This window comes from Mycobacterium gordonae, assembly GCF_017086405.1.
Taxonomy (GTDB): Bacteria; Actinomycetota; Actinomycetes; order Mycobacteriales; family Mycobacteriaceae; genus Mycobacterium; species Mycobacterium gordonae_D.
On sequence record NZ_CP070973.1, the window covers coordinates 1,710,217 to 1,732,364 of the forward strand.

General features: G+C 69.9%; 16 protein-coding genes and 2 pseudogenes. 6 read left to right on the forward strand and 12 right to left on the reverse strand.

Going from position 1 to position 22,148, the window contains the following annotated elements; all coding sequences use genetic code 11:
- Window positions 1-83: 83 nt before the first annotated feature.
- Both JX552_RS07255 and JX552_RS07260 read right to left on the reverse strand, forming a co-directional pair.
- On the reverse strand, window positions 84-1,256 hold the full coding sequence (locus JX552_RS07255; RefSeq protein ID WP_205876724.1) for a CoA transferase: 1,173 nt from the start codon (window positions 1,254-1,256) through the stop codon (window positions 84-86).
- A complete protein-coding gene (locus JX552_RS07260) occupies window positions 1,256-2,182 on the reverse strand; it encodes an SAM-dependent methyltransferase (RefSeq protein ID WP_205876725.1) in 927 nt (308 codons plus the stop codon). The genes JX552_RS07255 and JX552_RS07260 overlap by 1 nt, the downstream gene beginning before the upstream one ends.
- A 71-nt stretch (window positions 2,183-2,253) precedes the next feature.
- Here JX552_RS07260 and JX552_RS07265 point away from each other — a divergent pair, with 71 nt between their 5' ends.
- From JX552_RS07265 to JX552_RS33230, 3 genes are all read left to right on the forward strand, one after another.
- On the forward strand, window positions 2,254-2,919 hold the full coding sequence (locus JX552_RS07265; RefSeq protein ID WP_205876726.1) for a cation efflux transmembrane domain-containing protein: 666 nt from the start codon (window positions 2,254-2,256) through the stop codon (window positions 2,917-2,919).
- 194 nt (window positions 2,920-3,113) lie between these two features.
- Complete coding sequence (locus tag JX552_RS07270; protein ID WP_205876727.1) at window positions 3,114-4,523, forward strand: PPE family protein, SVP subgroup; 1,410 nt, start codon at window positions 3,114-3,116, stop codon at window positions 4,521-4,523.
- A gap of 49 nt (window positions 4,524-4,572) precedes the next feature.
- The gene (locus JX552_RS33230; protein ID WP_205876728.1) at window positions 4,573-5,901 is read left to right on the forward strand and encodes a PPE family protein; all 1,329 of its coding nucleotides are present in this window, start codon (window positions 4,573-4,575) and stop codon (window positions 5,899-5,901) included.
- Window positions 5,902-5,912: 11 nt separating this feature from the next.
- On the opposite strand, the gene ctpC is transcribed toward JX552_RS33230, so the two are convergent.
- From ctpC to JX552_RS07300, 5 genes are all read right to left on the reverse strand, one after another.
- Window positions 5,913-8,009, reverse strand: coding sequence for a manganese-exporting P-type ATPase CtpC (gene ctpC / locus JX552_RS07280; protein WP_205878296.1), 2,097 nt, complete (start codon window positions 8,007-8,009; stop codon window positions 5,913-5,915).
- 82 nt (window positions 8,010-8,091) lie between these two features.
- Window positions 8,092-8,373: a DUF1490 family protein gene (locus tag JX552_RS07285; RefSeq protein WP_205876729.1), complete on the reverse strand. Its 282-nt coding sequence runs from the start codon at window positions 8,371-8,373 to the stop codon at window positions 8,092-8,094.
- Window positions 8,374-8,508: 135 nt separating this feature from the next.
- A complete protein-coding gene (locus tag JX552_RS33235) occupies window positions 8,509-11,409 on the reverse strand; it encodes a PE family protein (RefSeq protein WP_205876730.1) in 2,901 nt (966 codons plus the stop codon).
- Between the two features lie 138 nt (window positions 11,410-11,547).
- Entirely contained in the window at window positions 11,548-12,279 is a 732-nt protein-coding gene (locus JX552_RS07295) for a TIGR03089 family protein (RefSeq protein WP_205876731.1), read from the reverse strand.
- Window positions 12,267-13,745, reverse strand: coding sequence for an LCP family protein (locus tag JX552_RS07300; protein ID WP_205876732.1), 1,479 nt, complete (start codon window positions 13,743-13,745; stop codon window positions 12,267-12,269). Before JX552_RS07300 ends, JX552_RS07295 begins: the two co-directional genes overlap by 13 nt.
- A 64-nt stretch (window positions 13,746-13,809) precedes the next feature.
- Here JX552_RS07300 and rfbD point away from each other — a divergent pair, with 64 nt between their 5' ends.
- The 3 genes from rfbD to manB are packed head-to-tail and all read left to right on the forward strand — an operon-like array spanning window position 13,810 to window position 16,694.
- Entirely contained in the window at window positions 13,810-14,703 is an 894-nt protein-coding gene (rfbD, locus tag JX552_RS07305) for a dTDP-4-dehydrorhamnose reductase (protein WP_205876733.1), read from the forward strand.
- A complete protein-coding gene (locus tag JX552_RS07310; protein WP_205876734.1) occupies window positions 14,696-15,613 on the forward strand; it encodes a glycosyltransferase family 2 protein in 918 nt (305 codons plus the stop codon). Before rfbD ends, JX552_RS07310 begins: the two co-directional genes overlap by 8 nt.
- A 1-nt stretch (window position 15,614) precedes the next feature.
- Window positions 15,615-16,694: a mannose-1-phosphate guanylyltransferase gene (manB, locus tag JX552_RS07315; RefSeq protein WP_205876735.1), complete on the forward strand. Its 1,080-nt coding sequence runs from the start codon at window positions 15,615-15,617 to the stop codon at window positions 16,692-16,694.
- Here manB and JX552_RS07320 read toward each other — a convergent pair.
- The 5 genes and pseudogenes from JX552_RS07320 to cofD all read right to left on the reverse strand — a co-directional run bounded on the left by JX552_RS07320 (window position 16,676) and on the right by cofD (window position 21,969).
- A complete protein-coding gene (locus JX552_RS07320) occupies window positions 16,676-17,230 on the reverse strand; it encodes an NUDIX domain-containing protein (RefSeq protein ID WP_205876736.1) in 555 nt (184 codons plus the stop codon). The two genes, manB and JX552_RS07320, sit on opposite strands and share 19 nt — an antisense overlap.
- A pseudogene (locus JX552_RS07325) lies at window positions 17,227-18,905 on the reverse strand (Eco57I restriction-modification methylase domain-containing protein). The gene JX552_RS07320 and the pseudogene JX552_RS07325 overlap by 4 nt, the downstream one beginning before the upstream one ends.
- A complete protein-coding gene (locus tag JX552_RS07330) occupies window positions 18,895-19,596 on the reverse strand; it encodes a hypothetical protein (RefSeq protein WP_241010942.1) in 702 nt (233 codons plus the stop codon). Before JX552_RS07330 ends, JX552_RS07325 begins: the two are co-directional and overlap by 11 nt.
- Window positions 19,597-19,628: 32 nt before the next feature.
- On the reverse strand, window positions 19,629-20,978 hold the full coding sequence (locus JX552_RS07335; protein ID WP_205878298.1) for a coenzyme F420-0:L-glutamate ligase: 1,350 nt from the start codon (window positions 20,976-20,978) through the stop codon (window positions 19,629-19,631).
- A 5-nt stretch (window positions 20,979-20,983) separates the two neighbouring features.
- A pseudogene (gene cofD / locus JX552_RS07340) lies at window positions 20,984-21,969 on the reverse strand (2-phospho-L-lactate transferase).
- Between the last annotated feature and the right edge of the window lie 179 nt (window positions 21,970-22,148).

The following is a 22,148-nucleotide window of genomic DNA, read 5'->3' on the forward strand; positions in this document are numbered from 1 at the left end:
TTACTGAATATTCCTCAGAAGATTCGCGATGCGGTCTTCATGAATGGTGCCGAAAGCGCCTTTTTCCAGCGGAAACGTGCGGGCTAGCGCAGAAACTGGTCGTTGTGCTCGCCGGCCGCCGGCGGTGGCTCGGTGACGCGGGCGTCGAAGCCCGAGTAACGCGCCGGGGTGCGGATGACGGTAATGGCCTCGTCGCCGTTGCCCACGTTCAGGGCCAGATCGTTCTCGGCGAACAGCGGCGTATCCACCACCTGCTTCCAGGTGTGGGCCAGACACGCCATCAGGCCGCCCTCCTGCAGCAGCTCCACCCACTCCGCGGCAGTCTTGGCGGCCAGGGCCGATTCGAGTTCGTCGGTCAACTCGGGGTAGTTGATCGCCCGCGAGCGCTGGTCGGCGAACCGCTCGTCGTCGATCAGATCGGGACGGCCGATGATCTGGCACAGCTTCGCCCAGTGCTTGGGTACGTAGGCGCTGATCACCAGATAACCGTCAGAGGCCTGATAGGCGTCCGACGGCTGCGTGGCGAAGCCGACCCCCTTGCGCTTCTTCGCCGGGGGCGCGGTCGGCGTGGGCGCGGATTGCTCGGCGGGCTTGTTCAAATGGATGGTCAGCTGATTGGCCTGCAGGCTGACCGCGACGTCGTACATCGCGACCTGCACCAGATCGCCCACCCCGTGCCGCTCGCGGTTGAGCAATGCGGCCAGCACGGCCTGGGCGAGCACATGCCCACTGGCGTTGTCGACCAGCTGGAACGGAATGATCTGCGGTTTGCCCGTGGGGGTGGCCATGCCGGTGCACATGCCCGCCTCGGCGGCCACCATCAGATCGACGCCCGGACGGGTGCCGTTGGGACCGTTTCCGCCGAACGCGCTCAGCCGCGCGTAGATCAGCCTGGGGTTGCGCGCACGTAGTTCGTCGGGGCCCAGGCCCAGTCGCTCCATCACCCCAGGCCGGAACCCCTCCAGGACGACGTCGGCGGCGTCGGCCAGCAGCAGGATCTGCTGCTTGGCTGCCTCTTCGGTGAGGTCCACCGCCACCGATTTCTTGCCCCGGTTGTTGGGCAGGAAATAGGTGGCCAGCGGTGGGCGGCCGGGAAGTACCGAGGTGAGTCGCCGGGACTGCTCGCCGCCGGGCGCTTCGATCTTGACGACTTCGGCGCCGAGGTCGGCCAGGATCTGACCGGCCAGCGGCCCGGCCACGTTCTGAGTGAAATCGAGTACCCGGAAGCCGTCCAACGGCTTGGCGGAGTTCGGCATCAGCTCGGCCTTCCTGGTAGCACCGCGGTGCAGTAGTAGTTCTCGGTGAACATGGTTTCGTCAGTGGATCGCCCCGCGGTGTGCGGCCGAAACCCGTTGGCCACCAACAATTCGTTGAGCAGCGTGCGCGTAACGCGCCACCCGTCCTGCTCCAGGTGGGTTGCCACGTCGTTGCGATCACCGGGGTAGCCGAGTCGGTCCATTTCGACGTCGAGGCCGTGCTCGTACCACCTGGCGAAGATGGCGTCGTAGAGCTCCCGGCTGGCCGGAGCGCTGAAGAACACCTCCGCCAGCAGGTGGCTGCCGTCGGCGGACAGCGCGGAGATGTTGTCCAGCAACAGATCCTGCCCGGCGGGTGGCAGGTATCCGAAGAGTCCCTCAGCGGCCCAGGCGGTGGGCCGGGTGGCGTCGAACCCGGCCTGGCGCAGCGCCGCGGGCCAGTCGTGGCGCAGGTCGACCGCAACACCCCGCACGTCGGCGGTGGGTGCGGCGCCCATCGACGCCAGAGTGGCCGCCTTGAATTCGATGACCTGCGGGACGTCGACCTCGAAGACGACCGTGCCCGGCGCCCACGACAATCGATAACCGCGCGCGTCGAGGCCGGACGCCAGGATCACGGCTTGACGAATCTCGGCTTCCTGGGCGGCCGCGAAGAACCTGTCGATGTGGCGGGTGCGGGCCGCCTGTTGGTCGGTCATGCGCTGCATGCCCCAGGGGGCGTCCGGGAAGTCGACGTCGGCGGTATCGAGTTCGCCGCACGCCCATCGGGTGAAGAAATCGATGCCCACCGCGCGCACCAGCGGCTCGGCGAAGGGGTCGTCGATCAGTGCGGCTCTGGTGGCCCGGGCGCGTCCGGCAGCCACCATGGTGGCCGTCGCGCCCACACTGAACGCCAAGTCCCACGTGTCGTCGTCGGTGCGCACCATCAGCACATTAACGCCCGCTCTGGCGCGCCTGCCTGCACGCCCGGTGACCGTACCGCCTCTAACATCGTGGGATGGAGATGGCCACCGGCGCCCACAATCACGATGTCTGTGCCGACGCACCCGCGGTGCCGCTGACCGAAGACTGGCAGCGCAACGTCGTCTGGGCCCGCCGACTGGCCTGGATCAGCCTGGCCGTGTTGCTGACCGAAGGCGGCGTGGGCCTGTGGGAGGGCTTATCGGTCGGATCGGTCGCGCTGACCGGGTGGGCGCTGGGTGGCGCATCCGAAGGACTGGCCAGCGCGATGGTGCTCTGGCGGTTCACCGGCGACCGTACCCTGTCGCAGACCGCCGAGCGGCGTGCCCAACGTGGTGTCGCGGTGTCCTTCTGGCTGGTGGCGCCCTACGTGGCCGCCGAATCGGTCCGCCACTTCATCGGCGGTGAGCACGCGGAAGCCTCGGTGCTCGGCATCGGGCTGACCGCGCTGGCGTTGGTGCTGATGCCGGTTCTCGGCTGGGCCAACCATCGGGTGGGGGCCCGCCTGCACTCCGGCGCGACCGAGGGGGAGGGCACCCAGAACTATCTGTGCGCCACGCAGGCCGCCGGGGTGCTGGTCGGACTGGCCGTCACCGCGGCCTGGCCCGCCGGGTGGTGGATCGACCCGGCGATCGGGCTGGCCGTGGCGGGTGTGGCGATGTGGCAGGGCGTGCTGGCCTGGCGCGGCAAGGACTGCTGCTGATCCGGCCCGACGCAGTTCAGCTGGTAGCGCAGCATCGGGCGCTGACGGCGTCCGGCCAGGTCTGAACGGTTGGCAAGCACGAGCTGGCTGCGCGATGTAGTTTGGGCTTCTCGGTGTGATTTCGTTGGCGGGCCGCCCGAGGAGCGGCGCCTCGGGTTCACCGCTACCACGGGGCCCTCAAGGAGCAACGAGCCATGGATTTCGGAAGCTATCCGCCGGAAGTCAACTCGACCCGGATGTTCACCGGTCCTGGGTCAGGACCGTTCTTGGCGGCGGCCGAGGCGTGGGCTGCGCTCGCCGCCGGACTGAATTCGGCGGCGAATTCCTACCAAGCGGTGGTATCGGGATTGACCGCCGGCCCCTGGTTGGGGCCGTCGTCGGCGTCGATGAGCGCTGCAGCAGCGTCGTATGCGGCGTGGTTGCGAGTCACCGCCGCACAGGCCGAAGAAACCTCTGTGCAGGCCAAGGCCGCGGCCACTGCCTACCAAACCGCGTTCTCGGCGACGGTTCCGCCGCCGATCGTGGCGGCCAACCGCAGTCAACTGATGATCCTGATCGCGACCGACGTGTTCGGAATCAACACCCCGGCGATCGCGGCCACCGAAGCGCAGTACGCGGAGATGTGGGCCCAGGACGCGGCGGCGATGTACGGCTACGCGGCCTCGTCGGCCTCGTCGACGGCGCTGACGCCGTTCGACCCACCCCCGCAGACCACTAACCCGGAGGGCCTGGTCAACCAAGCCGCCGCTGTCCCTGCCAATGGAATGGCCGGCACCGTGGCGAGCAAGGTCCAGCAAGCCTTCTCCGCGGTGCCCAGCGCGCTACAGAGCGCGGCGGCCCCGGCAGCGGCCGCGGACGACCCATTGTTCCTGCTATCCCTGCTGGCCGATCTGTCCGCCATCACCTTCGGCGTATCGGCGGGAATCGCCACCATTGGTATCGGCGTGCCTGCCGCTGTGCTCGGGATAGTGAATCTCCCGGTGGCCGTCTACAGCACCCTGGTCGGTTTACACAGCGACGAGGTCCTCAGTGACTTGGATGACGTGGAGCCCTATCCGGGCTCGGAGTTGGCGCCAGTGAAGCCGTTGCCGTCGCAGCTGTTCAACATGCCGGCGGGCATGGTGCCGCCGCAGAGGATGTCGGCGGGACTGGGCGAGGCGAACGCCGTCGGGGCGTTGTCGGTGCCGCCGGCGTGGACCGCTGCGACGCCGGCGGTGCGCCCCGTGGCGTACTCGCTGCCGGCGCTTGGCGGGACCCCGTCGGGCGCCGCCGCCGCACCGGCGGCGGGAGCCGGCACAGGCACCATGCTCGCCCAGATGGCGATGGCGGGCATGGCCGGACGAGCGATGGCCGGAACGGTTGGTTCCGGCCGAAACACCGGCAAAGCGGTCACGAAGGCAACCGGGGCCGCTCGCGCCAGAACCGCGGCGGCCGCCGGTGACAAGGCGGCACTTGGCGAGAATGGCGAGGCGCCCAGCGACAAGCCTCGGGCGGTGGTCACCGGAGTCGCGGCCGAGCTCCGTGAGTTCACCAAGCTCCGCGACGAGGGGATTTTGACCGACGAGGAATACACCGAGCAGAAGAACCGGCTGCTCGGTCGCTGAACCCCCGTCGGGCAATTGCCGCCGTCATCGAGAAGAGGTATGCGCAGCAATGGATTTCGGGATCTATCCGCCGGAGATCAACTCCGGGCGGATCTATGCCGGTCCTGGCGCGGGCCCGATGCTGGCGGCTGCACAGGCATGGCAGAGCGTGGCCGACGAGCTGTACACGACGATCGGCGGATATCAGTCGGCGGTGTCCGAACTCGTCGAGGGCGCTTGGTCAGGTCCGTCGTCCGTGGCGATGAGCGCAGCGGCCGGGTCCTACGTGGAATGGCTGAGTGCCACCGCTGCGCGGGCGGAACAGACCGCCGCCCAAGCATGGACCGCGGTCGCCGCCTACGAGGCGGCGTTCGCAGCCACGGTGCCACCGCCGGAGGTCGCCGCCAACCGCGCCCTGCTGGCGGTGCTGGTGGCGACCAACTTTCTGGGACAGAACACGCCGGCGATCGCGGCCACCGAGGCGCTTTACGCCGAGATGTGGGCGCAGGACAGCCTGGCCATGTACAACTACGCAGCTTCGTCGGCAGCCGCGTCGGTGCTGAATCCCTTCACCCCCCCGCAGCAGAACACCGACCCGGCCGGGACGGCCGGCCAAGCCGCCGCGATCAGCCGGACCGGCGCCCTGGCCGGCGCCGCGCAAGGTGCCATGTCGGTTGTGCCGCAGGCATTGTCGGCGATGGCGGTACCGGCCGAGTTGGAACTCGCGACGCTCGTGCTCGATCTCTTTTTCATTGCGCCAATCGACGCGGTGGCCCTGTTCGCGATCATCCCGGCGGACGTGATCGGTACCTTCGGGGATTTCCCTCTCGCCGCCTTCATGGCTGTTTCCGGTGCCGATGACGATGAGACCGTCAGCGACTGGGACGAGGTGGAGCCGCTGGTGGGGCCCCCAGCGAACCAGCCCCCCGGCGGTATACCTACGCCGACGCTGTCAGCGGCTCTCGGCGAGGCGAACATGGTCGGGAAATTGACGGTGCCCACGAGCTGGACCCAAATTGCCACTGCCGCAACCGAAGTACGCCCGACTGCACTGGTCACACCGCTGGCCAGTGTGAACCCGGCAGCGGCGCCGGCGGCAGAGTTCAACGTGGCAAACACGGTGAACCAGATGGGAATCGGCGCAATGGCCGGGCAACCCATGCCAGGCCCGTCGGCCACCGCGGCCGGGCAGAAGCACGCCGCGGCGGCGCAGCTCATCGGCCGCAACGAGGATGCCTCAGCCGAGGACGTCGAGGTAATACCAGCGCCGCGGACCGTCATGACCGGTGTGGCGGCCGCGATCCGCGACATCGCCGCACAGCGCGCCGCCGGCCTGCTGAGCGAACAGGAATACACCGAGCAGAAGAAGATGCTGCTGGAAATCTCGTTTGGCTCGTAGCTCGGTGCGGCTCACTCCAGCCGGTAGCGGATCAGCCGGGAGCTGTTGGCCACCACGGCCACCGACGACGCATTGTGCAGGATCGCGGCCAGCACCGGCGACAGCGCTCCGCCGGCGCCGATGAGTAAACCGGCGGCGTTGACCGCGATCGACATGCCGTAGTTCTCCCTGATGACGTCGACGGCGCGGGCGCCGAGGTCACGCACGTCGAGCAGTCGGTAGAGGTTGTCGTTGGCCAGCGCGACGTCGGCGGTCTCCACGGCGACGTCGGTTCCGGCCAGGCCCATCGCGATGCCGATGTCGGCGGCCGCGAGTGCGGGGGCGTCGTTGACGCCGTCGCCGACCATCCCGACGACGTAACCCTCGTCCTGCAGCCGGCGCACCACCGCGAGCTTGTCCTCGGGCATCACCTCGGCCCGCCACTCGTCGATGCCCAGTTCGTCGGCGACCACCTCGGCGATGTCGGGATGGTCGCCGGTGAGCATGACGATGCGGCGAACGCCGCTGTCGCGCAACCGGTTCAGCACGTGGGCCGCGTCCGGTCGCACCTCGTCGCGCAGGCTGATGACGCCGACCAGGGTGCCGTCCACCGCGAGCAGCAGCGGTGTCTCGGCCTGGCGACGCAGCTTGTCGACCCACTCCTGCGCCTTCTTGGACACCCTGACCTTCTCGGCGCGCAGCAGCCCCGGGCTGCCCAGCAGCAGGGTGCGCCCGTCGGCCCACGTCCGCATGCCCAGGCCGACCAACACCTCACATTCCTCGTGCGGCGGGATGGTGATGTGGCGCTCCTCGGTGGAGCGGATGACGGCCTCGGCCAGCGGGTGGCGGGAGTGGATCTCCGAGCTGGCGGCATACGCCAGCACCTGCTCGGGCTCCCAATCCTTGTGCAGTGAAACGATATTGGTCACCACCGGGCGCCCGACTGTCAGCGTTCCGGTCTTGTCGAACACGATCGCGTCCACCCGGCCGGCCTGTTCGAGGTGCGATCCGCCCTTGATCAGGATGCCGCGGCGGGCGCCGTTGCCGATCGCTGCGCTGATGGCCGTCGGGGTGGACAGGCCCACTGCGCACGGGCAGGCGATCAGCAGCATCGTCATGGCGCGCCGCACGTCGCCGGTGACCAGCAGGGTCAATGCCGAGACGACGAACGAGGTGGGCACGAAACGACGCGAGAAGTTTTCCCCGACCGTTTGGATGGGGGCCCGATCATGTTGGGCCTCTTCGACTCTGGTGATGATACGGCCGATGGTGGTCTGGTTGCCGACGGCCTGGGCGCGCACTACCAGGCGTCCGCGCACCACCACCGAGCCGGCGTGGACGTGGGCCCCGGCCGTGATGCTGACCGGCAGGTTCTCGCCGGTGATCGCGGACTGGTTGACCACGGCCTCGCCTTCGACCACCTCACCGTCGACGGGAATGGCGACATGGTCATGCACCACCACGTCGTCACCGATCTCCAGCGTGTCGATCGCCACCTGAACTTCGGCGCCGTCCGGCAGCCGGATCCAGGCGGTGTCGGAGTTGCCGCGCAACAACTCCGAGATGGCCCGTCGGGTCCGGCGCAGCGTCAGGTCCTGCAGATACTCGCCGATGTTGAGTAGCCACAGCACGGTCAGCGCGACGACGTTCTCCCGCAGGATCAGGCTGGCCACCGTCGCCGCCGACACCAGCGCGTCGGTGCCGAGCTTGCCAGAGCCCACCGAGCGCAGCGCGCCGCGCAGGAAGGGGTAGCCGGTGAAGATGGTCACCCCGGTGGCCACCATCCGGCCGCTCGGTCCGAGCAGCGGTGGCCGGGCGAACACGTAGCGGCGCACGCCGAGCAGGGCCAGCGCCGCGCCGCCGATGACCATGCGCAGCACGTCGGTGTTGCGGATCTCCTCGGAATGCGGTGAGCGGGTGGGGATCAGCTCGGCGGCCAGGTGTGCCGCGCCGCCGATCGCCTGCAGCACGGCGGCTCGATCGCAGCGCTTGGGGGAGTACCAGACGACGACGGAACCCGTGCGCGGGTAGGCGTGCACGACGCGTACCCCGTTGCACTTTGCCACGGCGTCCTCCACGGCGACGGCGCGCCGCGAATTGCAGCGCACCCAGTCGACCCGGACCCGCATGCGTCCAGCCGCGTCCGAAATCACCTGCAGCGCAGGGTCTTCAGCCGGCGCGAGCTCTGAAACCAGCGCGAGGGCCACGGGATCAGTGGTCGTGGTCGTGGACGTCGCCGACGGCCGGCGTCGGCGCCTCCTCGCCGATGCGCTCGCGGGCCTCGGCCATCACGTCGGCGATCTTCAGCCGGGCCGACTCCGCGGCCACCTCGGCTTTGCGGGTGCCGCGCAGGCCCAATTCGGCTGTGGCGACAGCGGTCTGATGCAGCGGTGCTTTCTTGGCGGCCTTCTTCAGGACCTCGTAGGCGGTGACGCCCGCCAAACCGGTGATGACCGTCGAAGCCGCCTTCGCCAAGAACACCTGCACCGCCATTATCCGAGCCCTTTCCATGTCTGCTGCCTTGCGGCCACGCTAACATCGAAATATAGCGATATCAACATGAGTTGCGGTCCCTAGGCCGGCCGCCCTCCCGGCGCCGGCCGCCTGGCCGCAGTCGGGGGCAGCCGCCTAGGGCGACCCGCCGGCACCGGGCAATCCGGGATTGCCACCGGGCCCGGCGGCGCCGCCACCGCCGCCCTTGCCACCGTGGGCATTCGGTCCGAAGGCGTCGCCACCGTTACCTCCGTTGCCGCCGTTGCCGCTGTTCACCCCGGCGCCGCCGCCACCGCCGTCGCCGCCGGTGGTGTTCCCCGGCGAAGGAGCCAAGGTCCCGTTCGACGCGTTGCCGCCGTTGCCGCCGTGCCCGCCGCCGCTACCGCCGTCTCCGCCTCCGCCACCGGTGCCGCCGGTCGCGGAGGCGCTCGAGGTCAATGAGCTGATCTCCGCGGTGCCGCCGTCACCGCCCGCGCCGCCGATACCGCTGGTGCTGGTGCCCCCGGCCGCGCCGGCGGCGCCGATGGCCGCGCCGGTGCCGGCGGTGAGGGCCGAACCGCCGCTGCCGCCTATGCCCCCGGTGCCGGTGTTGCTGGCCCCGGCCGCGCCGGCTTTGCCGCCGATGGCGGCGACGGTGGAGCCCGCGTTGTCGATTTTCGAGAACCCGCCGGTCCCGCCGGTACCGCCGGTGCCGGTGGTGGCGCTGCCGCCGGCGCCGCCCGCGCCGGCGACGTTGTTGCCCAGACCGGCATTCTCCGCGGTGCCGGCCTTGCCGCCGTTGCCGCCGTCAACCCCGCCGCCGCCGGCGCCGCCGTCGCCCCCGGTCGCGGTGGCCGTCGAGGTGGCCGAACCGATCAGTGCGGCGCCGCCGTCGCCGCCGTCGCCACCGGGGCCGGCGTTGCTGGTTCCGCCGGCTCCACCGGCCGCGCCGACAGCCGCGCCCTGACCGGCGGTGTTGGCCAGGCCGCCGTCGCCGCCTCTGCCGCCGGCGCCGGTGTCACTGCTGCCGCCCACGCCGGCCTTGCCCCCGGCGATGTTTGCCGTCGAGGCAGCGTTGCTGACCAGCGAATCACCGCCGGTGCCGCCGCTGCCGCCACTACCGGTGGTGGCGTTGCCACCGGTGCCACCCGCGCCGGCGACGTTGCTGCCCAGGCCTTTGTGTTCCGCGTCGCCGCCGCTGCCGCCGTTACCGCCACTGGCTCCTGCACCACCGGCGCCACCCTTGCCGCCGGTGGCGGTCGCCGTCGAAGCGGCGTTGTCGATCTGCCCCGTGCCGCCGTTGCCGCCGTCACCACCGAACGCACCAGCTTTTCCGTCCGTGCCGGCGCCGCCGGTGGCGTTTCCGGAGCCCATGGCGAACGCGTTACCGCCGTCACCGCCATTGCCGCCCTTGCCGGCGCCGTTGCCGCCGACACCACCGGCCCCGCCGGCCCCGCCGGTGGCGTCTCCGGTGCCGGTGCCGGTCGCGGTTCCACCGGTACCGCCGGCCCCACCGGCGAGGTAGCCGTCCCCGCCCGCTCCGCCGGACCCGCCGGTGGCGTTTCCAGCGCTCGTCGCGGCACCGCCGGCACCGCCGGTGCCGCCCTGATTGAGCCCGCCGATACCGCCTGCACCGCCGGTGCCGCCGGTCGCGTTTCCGGTGTTGATGCTGATTGCTTCCCCGCCGGTACCCCCGGCTCCGCCGTTGTTACCGATTCCGCCGACCCCGCCGGTGCCGCCGACGCCGGTGTCGCCCGCGTGGCCGCCCACCCCCCCGGACCCGGCGTTACCACCCTGACCCGCGGCGCCGCCGCTACCGCCGGTGCCGCCGGTGCCGCCGGGCCGGTAGCCGCCCTGGCCGCCGACCCCACCGTCGCCGCCGCGGCCGCCGTCGCCGTTGGTGCCGCCGTTGCCGGCTCCACCGGTACCACCGCCGCCGCCGGCGCCGCCGTTCGTGCCCATGTTGCCCACCCCAGCTCCAATGGAGGGAGTTCCTTGCTGCCCGGCGCCACCGGTGCCGCCGGTACCGCCGGTGCCCCCGGTGCCGGCCGCGCCGTCAGCGGCGCCGGCATAACCCTGTCCGCCCTGGCCGGCGGCGCCGCCGGCGCCGCCCTGGCCGCCGGTGCCCCCATCGCCGCCGATGGCGGCCGCGCCCGCACCGCCGGTTCCGCCCATTCCGCCGATCCCGCCGGCACCTCCGGCGCCGCCGGTGCCGTCCACGCCCGCGCTGCTTCCGAACCAGCCGGTCGCGCGGCCGCCGGCGCCGCCGGCCGCCCCGGCACCGCCGGTTCCGCCCTGGCCACCCCCGCCGCCGATACCCCCGACCCCGCCGTCTACTCCGGCCACCCCGGCCGCCCCAGCCGTCCCGACCCCGCCGGTTCCGCCGGTGCCGCCGATCCCGCCGGCCCCACCGGCCCCGCCGTTGCCCCACACCAGGCCGCCGTTACCGCCGGCGCCGCCGACCCCGCCGGTTCCGCCGGCTCCCCCGATAGCGCCGGCTGCCCCGGCCTTTCCTGCCGCGCCGGCACCGCCGGCCCCGCCGGCTCCGCCATGACCGAACAAGCCGGCGTCACCGCCACGGCCCCCGGCCTGACCAGCGGCCCCGGACCCGCCGTTGCCGCCGTTGCCCCAAACCAGGCCACCGGCCCCGCCATTGGCACCGGTCCCTGCGGCGCCGTTGGCGCCGTCACCGATCAGGGGACGCCCGAGCAGGACGTTGGTGGGGGTGTTGATGACCCCCAGCACCGCATCCTCGAACGCCTGCAAGGGTCCGACACTGGCCGCCTCGGCCCACCCATAGGCGCCACCCGCACCGGACAGCGTTCGGACAAAGTGGTCGTGAAGGGCAGCCGCCTCGGCATGAAGCGTCTGATATTGATGGCCGTGGCTGGAGAACAACGCCGCGACAGCTGCCGAGACCTCATCACCCGCCGCGGCCACCACGCTCGTCGTCGCACCTGCCGCCGCGGCGCTGGCGCTGCCGACGGCATGCCCCACCCCCGCTGCCTCGGCAGCCGCACCAGCAATCACATCCGGCAACGCGAATACGAAGGACATCGCTTCTCCTCAGTGGCACGAACCAGCGGCAACGCCGGCGCGGCAGCTCACAATTGATCGGCTGCCCGGGCCGCCGAACGAATCCTATAGCCGGACGGGCCCGCGGAGTCCGAATTTCGCGTGATCGCCTGGAGAACTTCAGAGCACGCGGGCGACCTTCTCCATGTCGATTCGCCGCTGCACTGCCGCCGGGTCGGGATTTGCCACCTGTACCAACGACCCGCCGACGCACAACACCGCCAGCAGCCCGTCCACCACCTTCTCCGGGCGCTCCCACGTCGCCGTCGACAGCACCCGCTCGCCCGATGTCAGGCCCTGCATCGCCGCCGATTGCACGCAGGCCGCCATCAGCTGAGCCGCCGACTGGCCGGCCAGGGCCGGTCCGGGTTGTGATTCAGGAACGATCTGGTCACCGTGCACCCGCACCGCGGTGGCGTAGTCGGTGACACCGATCGGCAAATCGGGCACGGGCCGGCCGAACGGATCCAGCGACAACACCGCGACTTCACCACCCGCGGCAGCGGCGTCGGCCTCCTCGAGCCGGTCGAGGGTGCACAACGCCAGATCCACGGAACCAGCCGGGGCGCCGTCCAGCACCGCCTCGGCGCCGATCCACCACACCCCGAACAGCACCGCCGCGGTCTGCCAGTGCGCCGGCAAGAACACCCCGACCCGGCTGCCCGGGCCGGCGCCCAACTCGTCGCGCAACAGGTTGGCGGTCTTGGCGGCCCAGTTGGCCAGCGTCACCGCGGACAGTTCGATACGTTCGCCGGTCGCGTCGTCGTAGTAGGTGATGCGCGGGCCCACCGGGTCGGCACGCAGCAACGGGTCGAGGATGGCCCCGGACAGTGTCGCGTTCAGTTGATGCACTCCGGCCTCTCCGAGCCCGCGGTGAGGATCGGTGACGGCGCCGGAACGTTGCTGCTGTTGACCGAGCCGACGGTCGACGCCCGCGCAGAAGTCGGTGATCCGCCATCGAGGCCGGAACCCGGACCCGTGTAATCGTTGGCCAGCACCACCCGCACCGACCCAGTCGGAATCGAGGAGTCGGCGACGACGGGCAGTCCGCCCAGTTGCCGGGCGATCTCCTGGGCGCCCAGGTCGTCGGTCTTGGTAGCGCGAACCTGGCTGGACTTGACGTGCCCGCCCTCGTTGTTGCCGGCCGATCCGGCGGTGAAGCCCTTGGCGCTGAGCACGTCGAGCACCGCCGACGCCAGGCCGTTGATGTCGGTGTCGTTCATGACGTTGACGCTGGTCTTGCCGGGTGTGTAGGCGAGTTCTTCGGTTTTGCCCTGGTCCTGTTCGTGGAGCAGCCCGCCGACCCATTCCTGCACCTCATGGGGGTCCACCCGCACCACACTCTGCATCCCGTCGTCGCTCCAGCCGGCGCCGTCGAGCACCGGGATGGTGGCGAATGCGACGTTGCCACCGGTCAACTTCGACACCTGCTGGACGAAGTCCATGATGTCCCAGCCCGCCGACAGCACCACCGACCGTTGCACCGCGGCCTCCAGTCGCTTCAGCGTGGCGGGGCTGGACAGCGTCTTGCCGGAGATCACCCGGTGCGCGAGCGACGCCATCACCGCCTGCTGGCGTACCACCCGGTCCAGGTCGCCACGGGGCAGTTCGTGGCGCTGCCGGACGAAGCTCAGCGCCTGCGGGCCGTTCAGTCGCTGCTGGCCGGCCGGGAAGTCGGCGCCCGAAAGTGGTTCGTAGACAGCCTCTTTGAGGCAAACCTCGACACCGCCGAGGGCGTCGGCGATCAAGGCGAAGCCGAGCAGGCCGATTTCGGCGTAGTGGTCCACGGTGACGCCGGTGAGGTCGGCCACCGTCTTGATCAGCGCTTCGCGGCCGGCCTCGGTGCCGGCGGTCGCGGCTTCGGCGGGCGAGGCGCCGGCCTGCACCAGGCTGGTGCGCTTGATCTCCCGGGTCTGCCCGTAGACGCCGTTGATCTTGGTCTTGCCCAGTGCGGGGGCTTGAACATAGGAGTCGCGCGGGATGGAGATCGCGGTCGCCGACTTCCCGTTGTTCGGTATCCGGACCAGGATGATGGTGTCGGTGTTGGTCGCTTCCTCGTCGCCGGCCCGCAGCGTGGCAAGTTCCTCGGCGGTCAACGGGTTACCGTGCGCGTCGGTGCGGCTGTCGAGGCCGACTAACAGAATGTCGATCGCCCCGTCGTCGGCGCCCCGGCCCAGCGAGGGCGAGGACATGTGGAAAATGCCGTCCTCGAACGAGCGGACGTTGCTCCAGGCCATCCCGGTGCCGAGGACGATGACGACGGCTAGGGCGGTGGAAACCACACGGGTCACACGAGCCACACGTTGCGCAGGCATCACTGTAGGCTACTTGTGCAACAGTCGCTTTCCGGGTAGCCGGACTCGGCGTGCCAGACTCGAACACATGTCGGGCAGGCTGATCATCACCGGTGCGGGCGGGCAGCTAGGCACGCTCGTGGCGGCGCAGGCCACCCGCGAGGGCCGCGACGTGCTGGCCAGAACCTCGTCGGACTGGGACATCACCGACGCCGCCGCGGCCGAGCAGATCATCCGGGCAGGCGACGTCGTGGTCAATTGCGCCGCCTACACCGACGTCGACGGCGCCGAGACCGACCAGGCCCGTGCCTACGCCGTCAACGCGACCGGCCCGGAGAACCTCGCCCGGACCTGCGCGCGAGCCGGTGCCCGGCTGGTCCACGTTTCCACCGATTACGTCTTCAACGGCGTCTTCCCGGACGCCCGGCCACGCCCCTACGAACCCGACGACCCCACCGGCCCCCAGGGCGTCTATGCGGCAAGCAAGTTGGCCGGGGAAAAAGCCGTGCTCGCCGGGCTGCCGGAGGCGGTGATCGTGCGCACCGCCTGGGTGTACACCGGCGGGGCCGACCGCAACGACTTCGTCGCCGTCATGCAGCGGCTGGCCGCGAAGGACGGACCGATCAAGGTCGTCGACGACCAGACCGGCTCGCCCACCTACGCAGCAGACCTGGCGGCCGCGCTGCTGGAGCTCGCCGATAGCCCGGTGCGAGGCCAGGTGCTGCACGCCGCCAACGAGGGCGTGGTGTCCCGTTTCGAGCAGGCCCGGGCGGTGTTCGAGGAGAACGGCGCGGACCCGCGGCGGGTGCAGCCGTGCACCAGCGACGAGTTTCCACGGCCCGCGGCGCGGCCGTCGTACTCCGCGCTGTCCGGCCGCTCCTGGGCTGCAGCGGGCCTGACCCCGCTGCGGCCCTGGCGCCCCGCTCTGAAAGCGGCGCTGACGGCGGCCTCCGATCGACCGTTACCCTCTACGCGTGACTGACGTGCTGCCGGTCGTCGCGGTGACCTATTCGCCGGGCCCGCACTTAGAGCGGTTCTTGGCGTCGTTGTCGCTGGCCACCGACCGGCCGGTGGGCGTGCTGCTGGCCGACAACGGCTCCACCGACGGCACGCCGGAAGCCGCCGTCGAGCGCTACCCGAACGTGCGCCTGATGCCCACCGGGGCCAACCTCGGATACGGTACGGCGGTCAATCGCACGGTCGCCCAGCTGCGCGACGGGGATTGGGACCGCTTTGACCCGGAGTGGGTGATCGTCGCCAACCCGGATGTGCAGTGGGGCCCGGGCAGCATCGACGCCCTGCTGGAGGCCGCCGCCCGCTGGCCACGGGCCGGCGCCCTGGGTCCGCTGATCCGCGACCCGGACGGCTCGGTGTACCCCTCGGCGCGCCACCTGCCCAGCCTGGTCCGCGGTGGCATGCACGCGGTGCTCGGGCCCGTCTGGCCGCGCAACCGGTGGACGCGGGCCTACCGACAGGAGCATCTCGATCCCAGCGAACGGCCGGTCGGCTGGCTCTCGGGGTCGTGTCTGCTGGTGCGCCGGTCGGCGTTCGACCAGATCGGCGGCTTCGACGAGCGCTACTTCATGTACATGGAGGATGTCGACCTCGGCGACCGGCTGGGCAAGGCGGGGTGGCTGTCCATCTACGTCCCCTCGGCCGAGGTGTTGCACCACAAGGGTCACTCGACCGGACGCGACCCGGGTCGCCATCTGGCCGCCCACCACCGCAGTACTTACCTGTTTCTGGCGGACCGGAACACCGGGTGGTGGCGGGCGCCGCTGCGCTGGACGCTGCGGGGATCGCTGGCGGTGCGCTCGCGCGTGATGGTGCGCAACGCGGCGCGTCGGTCGCGCCGGTCGGCTCGGGAAGAACTCGCAGAAGGGCGGCGCTGAAGTGGCAACCCACGACGTGGATGCGGTGGTCCTGGTCGGCGGCAAGGGCACCCGGCTGCGGCCACTGACCTTGTCGGCGCCCAAGCCGATGTTGCCGACGGCCGGGCTGCCGTTCCTGACCCACCTGCTGTCGCGGATCGCCGCGGCCGGCATCGAGCACGTGGTGCTGGGCACCTCCTACCGCGCCGAGGTATTCGAGGCCGAGTTCGGCGACGGTTCCAAGCTCGGGCTGCAGATCGACTACGTGACCGAGGAGAAGCCGCTGGGTACCGGCGGCGGTATCGCCAACGTCGCCGAGAAGCTGCGCCACGACACCGTGATGGTGTTCAACGGCGACGTCCTGTCCGGCACCGACCTGGGCGAGCTGCTGGCTTTCCACCGCGATCACCAGGCCGATGTGACATTGCACCTGGTACGCGTGAGCGATCCTCGCGCATTCGGTTGTGTGCCCACCGACAGCGACGGCCGGGTCACCGCGTTTCTGGAGAAGACGCAGGACCCGCCGACCGACCAGATCAATGCCGGCTGCTACGTGTTCGCGCGCCGGATCATCGACCGGATTCCGCGGGGGCGGGAGGTTTCGGTGGAGCGCGAGGTGTTCCCCGCGCTGCTGTCGGACCCGGACGTGAAGGTGTGCGGCTACGTCGATGCCACCTACTGGCGTGACATGGGCACCCCGGAAGACTTCGTGCGCGGCTCGGCGGATTTGGTGCGCGGCATCGCCCCGTCGCCGGCCCTGCACGGCCAGCGCGGCGAGAGCCTGGTGCACGACGGCGCGGCGGTGGCCCCCGGGGCGCTGCTGATCGGTGGCACGGTCGTCGGGCGCGGCGCCGAGATCGGTCCAGGCGTCCGGCTGGACGGCGCGGTCATCTTCGACGGCGTCAAGGTGGAGGCCGGCAGCGTCATCGAGCGCTCGATCATCGGGTTCGGGGCGCGCATCGGTCCGCGGGCGCTGATCCGCGACGGCGTGATCGGTGACGGCGCCGACATCGGCGCCCGATGCGAGCTGCTGCGCGGTGCGCGGGTGTGGCCGGGCGTCTCGATTCCCGACGGCGGCATCCGTTACTCGTCGGATGTCTGAGTTCGGCGCAGAGCCTGGCCCACCAGATACTCCAGCGCGTGATCGGTGCCGGGCGGCAATGCGCCGGCCGGCCACCACCGCAGGTCGTCGGACTCTTCGCTGAGCACGATCTGCGCCTCGGCCGGGGCATGTGCGACGAACTGAAGATCCAGGTGCCGCGTCGGCACCCCCAGCGAGCAGGTCACTGGATGTACATGCACCGCAACGAGTTCGGACTCCAGTCGCAGGTCCGCGACACCGGATTCCTCGGCCGCTTCCCGGGAAGCGGCGGCGAGGATATCGGGATCGTCGGCTTCGCAGTGTCCGCCCAACTGCACCCAGCGGCCCAACCGGGGGTGCAGGGTGAGCAGCACCCGCGCGCCGGTGTCGTCGAGCACCAGGGTGGACGCGGTGACATGGCCGGGTTCGCACTCACGCAGGCACGCGTCGGCGCGGGCGAGCACGAACCCCAGCACCGCCTCGGCCAACGATTCCTGAGCAGCGTTGGGTGCCTGCCAGCCGGTGAGCAGAGCAATCACCGAATCCCGGACGCTCACGTGTGGGTACGCGGGCGCCGGCTGCCCCGCTTGGTTCGGCGATCACGCAGTGTTGCCCAGGCCCCTCGGCAGTCCGCGACCAGGCGCTGCGACATCCCGAGTTGATCGATGAGAACGTGCCTGTCGACGAGATCGACCGCCTTCTCGATCTCACCGGCTTTGAGCAGCACATCGACCTCGTGAGCAAGTTCCGTGCTGGCGCAGGCGGGTGGCGGAATGGGTAATTGTTCGGCTTCGCGGGGCTCCAACTCGAGGATGCCGCCCCCGTAACTGCGACCCATGATCTCGGTGAACGCGAACGTGACGCTGTTGTGGAACACCGCGGCGAGGGCCAACGGGCTGATGCTTGGGTCAAGTCTGACGCGGTGGACGGTGTCGGTGCTCGTCGATCCGGTGGTGTTGACGGTTAGGCGCGGCGCGAAGTGGATCTGGCGCAGCATGAACAGCTCGGGAATCCACAGCGACGGGGTGCGCCACCAGGGCTTACGAATCGAGCATTTGTAGCCCAGGTGTACCCCGGCGACTTCGCCGGCTTCGATATGCGCACTGAGCGCCCGGCCGGTGGGATTGGACGGCGCGTTGAGTAGCCATGTCCGGTGGTTGGCGGCGATATCGCTGGCACGGCAATCCTGGTCGTAAACCAGGCCGCTCAGCTGAGCGCTGCGAGAGACCAGCGGAACGCAGTGTTGTTTGAGTCGCAGCGCACGTGCCTGGGCGTCGGTAAAGGTGAAAAAGCTGTTGCGGCCCGTCACGATGCCCACGTCGACCTCCGCGATATCGCCGAGGCGGGTCAGCGCGTTGGACTGCTTCAGTCTGCGAAGGCGGCGGATCTGCGGGGGATCGAGAAAGTATTTGGTCCACTTCTCGTCGTCGTGCAGCAGTGCGGGGGCGGCTTCCCTTCCGGTGATGTCCAATTCCGTCAACGCGCCGAGTTCGTCTGCGTCGTCGAGGTTTACCGTGCGGACCCGGGCCGGGCCGCTGCCCACAACTCCGCAGAACAGCACGACTTCCTGCAGGATGCCGTCGAACACCAGCCGTTCGAATGTGACCAGTGTGACGTCCCGGTACCGGCTCAGGATGAAGTCGCGTAGCTGTGCGGCGTAGGTGACCTGCAGCAGTTCGGCCGGAACCACCAGGCCCACTCGCCCGCCGGCACGCACCAGGGTAGTGCTGGCGACCACGAAGGGGACCCAGGCGTTGGTCAACTTCGTCGGTCGTAAGCCCTCGCGCCGCATCAGCTCCAGCGCAGACTCGCGCTGTTCGGCCGCCCAGTTCCCGAACCTGATGTACGGCGGGTTTCCGGCTACGCCGTCCCAACTGCCGGGCCGCGACCGGCGTAGCCAAGTGAATAGGTTCTCGTTGTCGACCGACGCGTATTGTCGTGCCTTCTTCGCCTCGGCTGCGACGAGTTCCACGCCGTGGGCCGCTGTGGTGAGCACCGCGAGTTCGCGAAGTATCCGGCCATCTCCGCAGGACGGATCGATCACCTTGCCACCCGCCGCAGCGACCCAGCGGGCTAGGAACTTGGCCACCGTAGGCGGCGTGTAATAGCCGCCGCGAACCTTGTCAGCGGACGCTGCTGTCTTGCCCGCGAACGTCGTCATGGCACAAGTATCTGTGGAACCACTGACATCCCGGCTCACCCCCGTGCGCGAGTCGGCCGACTACGTCGCATGAGGCGGCAGCCCCTGGAATCGTGCGTGGTAGGCGTTGTATACGTCCGCACTGAATCGCTCGATCCGCAACGGGCTGTCCGGGCTGGGCAGGTTAGGGTCGACCTGACCCGTGATCGGGTCCCACGAAACCAGGCTCATGGCTTCTGCCCGGTGGTTGGGCTCATCCACGAGTGCCCGGCCACCCAGTCGCGTCAACGTTCCAATGATGGCGTTCGTTCGTGAGCCGGCGGGAAGGCACGGCGTCGGTATCGCGACAACGAAGCTCACCACGGCGCTAGGAAATCTGCTGTGGACGGTGGTTGCCTCCGTTGCCAGGTCGTTGATCATGTTCTGCCAGTTCTTGCCGACGCTGTCATGGTCGTTGAGGGTCTTGCTGTCGAATGCGATCCGCACGCCGTCCGGCCGGTAACCCACATCGAAGTTCTGCGGTCGGACACCACCCACTATTCGTACGGGGCCGACCTCGACGCAGTCGGGCTGTGACGGCTGCAGCTGGCTGGCTGCGGGAACCACGATGGGGATGTCGCCGAGCATCGCGGATAACGCGGCACCCACCGCGGCATCTATCAGCGTGCCGAAGTCCATGCCGTCCTTCTTGGAGAACTTGGCGGCGGTGAGCCACTTCTGACCGAAAGCAGTGAATTCCGTCACTGGCAGTTCAATTGGCGGCATCGATTGCAAGACAGCCATTCTGGAAGGCTATTCCAATCACGCGAACGTCTTCATTTGCGGATCAACAAGTCCGCGACCGGCACCGGGTCGCGCAACCCCGCGGGCTCGGCGGGATATCCGACGGCGACGGCGCCCAGCGGCGCCCAATCGGCGGGCAGCGCGAGCTCATCGCGGACCAGGTCGGCGGCGAAGATCGTCGACCCGATCCAGCAGCTGCCGACGCCGCGCACCGCCAGCGCAACCAGCAGCGCCTGCACGGCCGCGCCCACCGCGACGGTGAACATGGTGTGTTCGGCCGCGGAGCGGGCGGCGTCGGGATAGCTGTGGGCTCCGTCGGGCACCAGGAACGGGATCATCACTTCCGGTGCGTCGTAGAGAATCTGGCCGCGTGCCACCCGGCGCTCGACGGATTCCGCGGGCCGGCCGTCCCCGGTGAGGTCGGCGCGCCACTTGTCCTTCATCCGGTCCAGCAGCCGCGTGCGGGCGGCCCGGTCCTGCAACCAGACGAAGCGCACCGGACGGGTGTGGTGCGGGGCCGGCGCGGTGAGTGCTTCGGCGACAGCGGATTCCACCACGTCCGGGGACACCGGCTCGGCGCTGAACTTGCGCACGGACCGGCGCAGCAGCTGGGCCTGCCCGCGCCCCAACTCGATCGCCTCGGCGGTGCCGAGCCAGAACAGGTCTTCGGTGCCCGCGCGCACCAGCCGGCGCGCCGTCGAGCCGTCGTCGACCGGGTCCAGTCCGCGTACCACCGCGACCGGCGTGTCGGTGAGCTTGCCCTTGACCAGATCGGCGGCGGCAGCGATCTCGTCGGCGACCGCCACCTCGGTGACCACCAGTTCGTTGCCGTGCGGGTCGACGGCCCCCGAATAGTTGTGCAGCACCGCCAGACCCGCGGCACCGATCGTCGCGTCGATCTGACCGTTGCGCCAGGCGCGGCCCATGGTGTCGGTGATGACCACGGCGACCGTGACGCCGAGTCGCTCGCGCAACTCGGCCCGCAGGGCAGCGGCGCTGCCATCCGGGTCCAGCGGCAGCAACGCCAATTCGGTTCGCCCGACATTGGATCCGTCCACGCCGGCCGCCGCCTGGATCAGACCCAGCCTGTTCTCGGTGATCAGCGTCCGTTCCTTGCGAGCCAGCACCCGGACGGCCTCTTCGTCGACGAGCCTGCGGCGCAACCGGTCTCGTTCTTCGTCATCCTCGGGCGCCGGCACCAGCCGGCCCTCGCACTTGGACACCACCTTGCTGGTCACCACCACCACGTCACCGTCGCGCAGCCACGGCGCGGCCGCGATCAGCGCGGCGGCCAGGTCGTCGCCGGGGCGGAATTCGGGAAGCCCGGCCACGGGCAGGATTTCGATCCTGGCGGCGGAGCCGTGTTCGCCGGCCGGTGGCAGCGCGGTCACACCGTCACGCCCGCGAGGTCCAGCCCGGCGCGCACCATGTCAGCCGTCGCCACCGGGTCTCGCATCAACAGGGGAACGGCACGCACCGCGACTCCGTCGATCTGCGCGCTGTCGCCGTCGTGCACCAGCCAGCAGTCCAGGATCCCGGTGGCGCTGCGGGCGCCGTAGTGCCGGCCCACCGCCTGCGCGGTGGATTCCACCCCGATGGCGGACAGGCAGGCATCAGCCATGCCGCGCAACGGTTTTCCGCCGACGATGGGGAGTAGCCGACCACCGGAGCGGGCGCGGCGCGCAGCGCGGCCCGGATGCCGGGTACGGCCAGGATGGCGCCCACGCTGACCACCGGATTCGACGGCGCCAGCATGACGACGTCGGCTGTGCCGATAGCTTTCACGGCTTCTTCTGTCGCCGTTGCCTTTTCGGTGCCGACGAACGCGAAGCTGTGGGTGGGCACCTGGGCGCGATGGCGTACCCACCACTCCTGGAAATGGATCGCCCGCCGATTGCCGTCAGCCGGGTCGGTGATCACCACATGCGTCTCGCAACGGTCGTCGCTGGCCGGCAGCAACTGTGCGCCGGGTTGCCATCGGTCGCACAGTGCGGCGGTGACCTGCGACAGCGGATAGCCGGCGTTCAGCATCTGGGTTCGCACCAGGTGGGTGGCCAGATCGCGGTCGCCGAGCATGAACCAGTCGGGCTGCACCCCATAGCGGGCGAGTTCCTCTTTGGCATGCCAGGTTTCGTCGCGGTGGCCCCAGCCCCGGTCCGGGTCCACCCCGCCACCGAGGGTGTACATACAGGTGTCGAGGTCCGGGCAGACGCGCACGCCGTGGATCCAGGCGTCGTCGCCGACGTTGACGACGGCGGTGAGTTCATGGCCGGCATCCCCGCCCTGAGCAAACTGGCCCAGGCCGAGCAGCTGCTGCACTCCGAGCAGGAATCGGGCGCCCCCGACGCCCCCGACCAGAACAGTGACTTTCACACCAGGACAGTACCCGCCCGCCGGGACAGGTTAGGGTGGGGTGATTCTTGGTAACCAATGGGGCGCAAGGGACTTGTGATCAATTCGTACTCGACACGCCGTGTTTCACGAACAACAGAATCGCCGAAATTCGATCACGAGATGGTATGGAATTGCGCCGAAGAGCTTGACCAGGGTCC